The organism is uncultured Veillonella sp. (genome assembly GCF_915069625.1).
Classification (GTDB): Bacteria; Bacillota; Negativicutes; order Veillonellales; family Veillonellaceae; genus Veillonella.
In genome coordinates this window covers 1-6,683 of sequence record NZ_CAJZFD010000112.1, presented here as the reverse complement: position 1 = coordinate 6,683, position 6,683 = coordinate 1, and the positions used below count along the sequence as shown (strand labels likewise).

Here is a 6,683-nt window from a genome sequence, read left to right as displayed (position 1 = left end):
AATTCTTTTAAATTAATAGAAAAATACACTTTATCTTTGAAGATTTATATTATTAGGAAATAAAATATTCTATATTATCAGTTTGATGCATAAATGATTGTGAGATTGATATACATTATCTATTTACTTGCATAATGAAAGCTGATATTATTTGTATGTTAAATATGATAATGATAATTATATCCATATAATTCGTTATCTTTTCATTTTTTATTAATCATTATTTATTGTGTGAGGTTTATTATGATTAAACGTAAAATGACTAGTGCTTTTGCAGTAGCAGCCATGATGGGTGTGGCTACAGCCTTTGCTGTTAACCCATTTTCTGATGTTCCATCCGATAGCTGGGCATACCAAGCCGTAGATCAATTGGCTACAGCTGGTATCATCAATGGTTATCCTGATGGTACTTTCAAAGGCCAAAACAACATTACCCGTTACGAAATGGCTCAAATGATTGCCAAAGGCATGGCTAATCAAGATCGTGCCAATGCAGAACAACAAACTATGTTGAATCGCTTAGCTGACGAGTTTTCCAATGAATTGAATACACTCGGTGTGCGTGTAGCTAAATTAGAAGACCGCGTAGGTAATGTTAAAGTTACTGGTGATGCTCGTATCAACTACATCGGTAAAGAGGGAATCGATGGTTATGATTACGAGGATAAAGTTACAGCTCGTGTACGTTTAGGCTTAGATGCAAAGGTTAATAAAAACACATCTGTGAAAGCACGTATTACAACAGGCTCTATTGAGTTAGGTGATAGTTCTAAAGATGCTCAAGCTAATTGGGATCTAGCATATGTAGAGCACAAATTCGGTAAAAATGTTGTAGTTGATGCTGGTCGTTATACTCAAAAATTTGGTGGCGGCTTGATTTATAGCTCTAACTTTGATGGTGTAGGTGCTACAGCTAAGGTAGGTAAAAAAGTTACATTAAATGGTGCGTATGGTTATATGACAGCAGGCCGTTTTGCTAAGACTAGTAAAGGTGATAATGGTGATGTAGGTCTTATCAATGCCAATGTAGCTGTTAATGATCGCTTTAGCTTTGGCGGTATGTTTGCTCATGTTGGTACAACGAATGTACGTATGGGTAATGGCAAGAAAAATAACGAATTCGATAATGTATATGGCTTTAATGCTAAATACAATGTTGGTAAATTCGGTATTGATGGCGAGTGGGTAAAAGCATCTGGCTTAAGTGATTCTGATATTTGGAACGTAGGCGTTAAATGGGGCGATTATAAAATTAACAAGAAGAACTCTTGGACTATCCGCTTAGATTACTTTGATCAAGCTAAAAATGCACCTGTATTTAAAACGCAAAAATATGAATCTAATGATTTATTAAAGAAAACACGGTATGAAGGTTATAAAGCATGGCAATTAGGTGCATCTTATGCACCAGAGAAAAATATTGGTATTAATGCATACTATGGCTTTAATGCTAAAACACAAGACGGCAATCGTGTAAATGATTACTACCGTGCAGACCTTAACTTCAAATTCTAATTTTGATGCTTACGATTAGGCTGATAGTTAATCAATGATTAGTTCTAAGTAGAATGCTATGTGGATTGAAATTGTTTAGCATGCTACATTAGACCAACTAGATGTATACTAGTAGTTTGTATAAGAAATAGTGAGGTTTATATGGCAGAAGTAGTAAAAAAGCAGTTTAAGAGTAAATATCATATTTTGATTTGGATTGCAGTTTTATCATTAATTTTTATGGGCATGGTTGAATATGGTTATGTAACAGGTGGCCGACCATTCGGCAACTGGAAGGTTCATTTAGGCCTTGTTCCTTATGTTGCATGGCTTGTATTGACATACATTGCGACAAAACCAAAATGGTTTATCAAACGATATAATCCAAAGGAAATGTTTGAAGTTCATCGCATCGTAGGTATTGTCAGTGTCATTCTCGTATGTGCACACTGGTATGTATACTTCCTAAAAGCATTGAAATCCTTCTTAGGTTTCTGGGGCGGCTATATCTCCCTTGTAGCGATGTTTATTGCTCTTATCTTTGCAGTGTTGTACTTATCACCTTGGGTTGGCAACATGGCAAAGTCCGTATCCCGTAAAAAAGCAATCTGGATTCATCGTTTAAATCTAATTGCCATCATTGCGGCAAATATTCACGTGCATGGTTTTGGCCGTTTATCTAAAATGGTGCCATTCTTACCAGTATTTGATGTAGTAACATATGCACTTGTTATCTATTACATCTACTGGATGTTCAAACAAAAATAGTATGATTGTCATACCTTTTGGATGAGGTTGAAAGTCATATAGTATAAAGACCATCTCTATCCTTTATGTGATAAGAGATGGTCTTTTTTTTCTGTTTAGGATACAATAATATTATGGGTTTATATTCTATAAATCCTTAAAAATATACAGTCTATTAATGAAATAGAGTATATAATAACCTTAAAAGTTAAGAAAGAAGGTCATTATGGATTCTTCTTGGAAACGAATTATTTATCTGATCTGTATTATACAGATCGGTGGGGGCATAACGATTATAGGGGTGCTATCATTCCTACCGTTATTTCTTATAGAGCTAGGATTACACAATCCAGGTGAAGCTGCTATGTGGGCTGGTATCGTATCAGGTGTAACGCCTTGTATGGTAGCGCTCAGTGCACCGTATTGGTCGCGCAAGGCAAATCAACTGGGACCACGTAAGGTAATGATGTTTATCTTATTTACCTTAATGGTTACAGTAGGGGCCTGTGCTTTCACACAAACCCCGTCTCAGCTATTGGTTCTAAGAATTTTGCAAGGTGTAGTAGGTGGCTATGTACCGATAGGTTTAGCTATTATTGTCCTCATAACGCCTGAGGAAAAGGTGCCATGGGCGATGGGGCTATATCAAGCCTCTATGGTGATGGGGCTCGTGTTTGGACCTCTTATGGGGGGCTTAGCGGCCGATCTATTAGGTTATAGGGCACCATTCTTTGTATTTTCTGGATTGACTGGAATTTGCTTATTAGGTATTTATTTCTTAATGCCTAATCTGCAGTTTAAGCACAAGGTTGATGCTCAAGAATCACAGATTTCTTTGATTAAATCATTTTTAATGATACCCCGAGTTCGCCTATTAGTAGCGATGCAGTTTTTGTGTAATTTTGGTATTACTGGCATTGGTCCAATCTTACCGCTTTATATCAAACATTATATGTCTGTGAATGATGAATTTGTTGCTACTATTGTGGGCATCATTATCTTTGGAGCTGGTTTGTTTAGCGCATTGGCATCCATTTCAATCAGTAAGGTTACACAACGGTTGACGATGCCACGGATTATCTTTACCGCTACATGGGCTGTGGGGTCCCTATTTATCTTGCAATACTTAATGCCTAGCATATGGGGCCTTGGTATATTCCGTGCTATTGCAGGATTCTTTATGGGCTTTATTACACCAATTGCAAATACACTAATATCTAAGGCTGTTCCTATTGAACGACGCGGTATTGTCTTCGGGGCTGTATCTAGCGTAGCTATGATGGGCAATGTGTTGGGGCCTGTTATTAGTGGTGTGATTGCACGTGCCTTTGGGTATGGTGCTGTATTCTGGTCTACAGCGGCTATATTCTTTGTAGCTTCCTGGTTTGTATACCGTAATTTAGTTGTGTGTAGCAAATACCAATGAGAGGGGTTGGTAGTTGTTGTGAAGTATGTTAGTGGTGTAGGTCACTAACTATAAGAGAGATGAGAGTGTATCGTTATGTTATTAAAACAATTAGAGTATTTTGTGTGTGTAGTTGATAATAATAGTTTTACCCAAGCTGCGACAGAGCAATATGTGTCTCAATCTGCTATTTCACAACAAATTAAAGCCCTTGAAACAAGTCTTGGTGTGGAGCTGATGGTGAGGGAAAAGAGAAGCTTTCACCTAACACCAGCGGGACAATATCTATATCGATCTGGTAAAAAATTGCTAGAACGCTTTCATGATATTAAGGTAGAAACAACACGTATTGGCACAGATGCACGTGTCAGTTTGCGGATTGGTTATTTGAATCGTTATAGTGGAATGGCCATGCAGCAAACGGTCATTCGCATGGCGAAGCGCTATAAAAATCTAGATATCCGTATGTATAGTGGTAGTCATGAAGAACTGTATGGCATGTTAGATGATCGCCGTGTAGATGTGATTTTTAATGATCAGTGGCAGATTTTGTCTGATGATTTTGAAAGTCATTTGATTGATAAAGCAACTACCGTGATTGAGGTGCCACAAGGGTATACAAAGGAAGGTAGCGTTGAAATTAAAACGATTGATGATTTACCGCTTATCCTAGTATGCCGTGGTAAGTATACGATAGGAGAGGAGGAGCACTATCGTAAGGCCATTGGTTATGCTGGTGCCTTTGCGTATGCTCGTACCTTAGAAGAAGCGCGCTATTTAGTAGCAGGCCAACAAGGCTTACTGTTATTAGATCGTTTTAAATATTTAACCGACTCCATGCCTGGTATTGAGCGCAAGGTATTGACCAACCATGGTAAATCCATGGAACGTAATTATTACTTTGTATCTCAACGAAATCAAAGTAATACCTATGTAGAAGCCTTTAGAGAAATGTTCAATCAAGTTTTGTCAGAGTTTTAATATACGAAGATGAATTATAGTAAAATAAAATTCATCGTTATATAACAAAAGATATTTGTATAACAACAGATATTTGCAATATAAAAGCCGTTAGCATATGCTAACGGCTTTGTTGTTTAAGGATTATACTATTGGAGATATTTTGATTAAATATATTCTAAAAACATTGTAACCCCATCGATGAACAATTTTATACCATAAATGACGAGGACAGCGCCACAGAAGCGGTTGATCCAAGCCATATGGGTGATTTTGATTTTTTTTGCTAACAGATGCATGGTAGCGGCTAAGGATCCAAACCAAATTGGTGTCATAACTAAAAAACCGCCAAAGAAGTGGTAAATGTTCTCTTCTGGGATATTAGCTTGAAAAGCACCGAGCATCATAGTTGCATCAAGTACTGCTTGAGGATTGCCCCAAGATACAGCGATAGCAGATATGATAATCTTACGAATAGGGATATGCGTGTTAACATTGCGTATATCTGGTTCAGTTCTGAAAATATTAAAGCCCATGTACACAATCAGTAAGCCCCCAAAGAGGAGCACGATAAGCTTGGTAAGAGGACACATTTCAAGGATCGCACCGATGCCAAAAAAGGCCGCCGTACTGAGACTCATATCAAATAGTGCCAGTATGATAAGGGTTAATATGATACGACGTATGGGTTGTACCAATGCTGTATTAATGATAAAGAGGTTTTGCATGCCAACAGGGGCAAATGTTGCGAGACCGACAAGAAGTCCTTGTAAGAAGTACATGTTAACCCTCCTAACTATAGTATGATAAAGTACTAATAAGGTGAATAGTAGCACGAAACCCCTCCATTACTGGAGGGGTTATTACTATTCTAACTATATACAATTATATCATATTAAAATTGGTATGTATATTTCTTACCATAAACCAATCATATGTTGTGCAGCTAGGCTGACTGCTGTAATAGCAACCCAACAACAAGCACCTAATGCAAGAGCGGAACCACCGGATTTTATCAATTTTACAATATTCGTATTAAGACCGATAGCAACCATTGCCATTGTAATAAAGTACTTAGAAATAGTTTTGAATACGCTCAAGAATTGAATATCTACATTCGCATAGGATAAAGCTGTTGTAATGAGAGAACAAATTACAAAGTATAATACAAATTTAGGGAAGATTTTAGCGATGCTAACACTGCCGCCATCAGTTTGAGCAGCATTTTGTTTTGCTTTATATACTTGGTAACTTGCTAAACCTAAACAGATAGGAATGATAGCGAGGGTACGTGTTAATTTAACGATTGTCGCATATTCTAGTACTTGTGTACCAGTACCTTTCATACTATCCCATACGGCTGCTGTAGCTGTTACAGAGGATGTATCGTTTACGGCTGTACCAGCGAATAGGCCAAAGCCCATGTTGGAAAGACCGATAGCATCACCGAATGGAGGAAATACAAATGCTGCTACTACATTGAAGAAGAATACAACGGAGATAGCTTGTGCAATATCTTGATCCTCTGCTTTGATGACTGGTGCAGCCGCAGCGATGGCAGAACCACCACAGATGGAGGAGCCTACGCCGATAAGCACAGCTGTATTAGAGTCGATATGAGTAAGGCGATAGATAACATAGGACACGATTAAGGATGTAGCGATGGTTGAAATAATGACAGGTAATGAAATCCAACCTACATGTAAAATCTGTGTAATGTTTAAGCCAAAGCCCAATAAAATAACGGCCCATTGTAAAATCTTTTTAGATGTAAATCCAATGCCGGCACCAGTTTTTTCGCGCTTCCAAGATGTGAATACGGAGCCAATAATTATACCCAAGATGATAGCAAAGATTGGACTACCGATAAGGTGAAACTCTAGGCCTAATAGCCAACAAGGAATAGCGAGGACCGCGCAGAGCAGAATGCCTGGCAACGTTTTTTGATTGATACCCATAATAAAAACCTCCTTACTGTACATACAGTTCACGTCATATGTGGTATCATGTGGCGTTTCTCTTCTATAGTTTTAATAGTACCACATTGGGGGAATTATAATCTACCATTAATGTAAGA

6 protein-coding genes are annotated in these 6,683 nt (G+C 37.8%); 4 read left to right on the top strand and 2 right to left on the bottom strand.

Annotation, left to right across the window (positions count from 1 at the left end; genetic code table 11):
* Positions 1-243 precede the first annotated feature (243 nt).
* The 4 genes from QZ548_RS06770 (at position 244) to QZ548_RS06755 (ending at position 4,627) form a co-directional block, all read left to right on the top strand.
* Positions 244-1,515 carry a putative porin gene (locus tag QZ548_RS06770; RefSeq protein WP_295869234.1) on the top strand — a complete coding sequence of 424 codons (1,272 nt, stop codon included), beginning with the start codon at positions 244-246 and terminating at the stop codon, positions 1,513-1,515.
* A gap of 141 nt (positions 1,516-1,656) precedes the next feature.
* On the top strand, positions 1,657-2,262 hold the full coding sequence (locus tag QZ548_RS06765; RefSeq protein ID WP_005387645.1) for a hypothetical protein: 606 nt from the start codon (positions 1,657-1,659) through the stop codon (positions 2,260-2,262).
* Between the two features lie 205 nt (positions 2,263-2,467).
* Entirely contained in the window at positions 2,468-3,667 is a 1,200-nt protein-coding gene (locus QZ548_RS06760; RefSeq protein WP_295869232.1) for an MFS transporter, read from the top strand.
* A 75-nt stretch (positions 3,668-3,742) separates the two neighbouring features.
* Positions 3,743-4,627: a LysR family transcriptional regulator gene (locus tag QZ548_RS06755; protein ID WP_005387647.1), complete on the top strand. Its 885-nt coding sequence runs from the start codon at positions 3,743-3,745 to the stop codon at positions 4,625-4,627.
* Positions 4,628-4,773: 146 nt separating this feature from the next.
* Here the strand turns inward: QZ548_RS06755 and QZ548_RS06750 are convergent, their stop codons facing one another.
* Together QZ548_RS06750 and QZ548_RS06745 are read right to left on the bottom strand one after the other, a co-directional pair.
* Complete coding sequence (locus QZ548_RS06750; protein ID WP_295869229.1) at positions 4,774-5,388, bottom strand: LysE/ArgO family amino acid transporter; 615 nt, start codon at positions 5,386-5,388, stop codon at positions 4,774-4,776.
* A 135-nt stretch (positions 5,389-5,523) separates the two neighbouring features.
* On the bottom strand, positions 5,524-6,564 hold the full coding sequence (locus tag QZ548_RS06745; RefSeq protein WP_039969534.1) for a YeiH family protein: 1,041 nt from the start codon (positions 6,562-6,564) through the stop codon (positions 5,524-5,526).
* Between the last annotated feature and the right edge of the window lie 119 nt (positions 6,565-6,683).

Bases quoted from the DNA above. Each gene is read 5' to 3' on its own strand.
- QZ548_RS06750 (WP_295869229.1), bottom strand. From the start codon at position 5,388: ATGTACTTCTTACAAGGACTTCTTGTCGGTCTCGCAACATTTGCCCCT.
- QZ548_RS06770 (WP_295869234.1), top strand. From the start codon at position 244: ATGATTAAACGTAAAATGACTAGTGCTTTTGCAGTAGCAGCCATGATG.
- QZ548_RS06755 (WP_005387647.1), top strand. From the start codon at position 3,743: ATGTTATTAAAACAATTAGAGTATTTTGTGTGTGTAGTTGATAATAAT.
- QZ548_RS06765 (WP_005387645.1), top strand. From the start codon at position 1,657: ATGGCAGAAGTAGTAAAAAAGCAGTTTAAGAGTAAATATCATATTTTG.
- QZ548_RS06760 (WP_295869232.1), top strand. From the start codon at position 2,468: ATGGATTCTTCTTGGAAACGAATTATTTATCTGATCTGTATTATACAG.
- QZ548_RS06745 (WP_039969534.1), bottom strand. From the start codon at position 6,564: ATGGGTATCAATCAAAAAACGTTGCCAGGCATTCTGCTCTGCGCGGTC.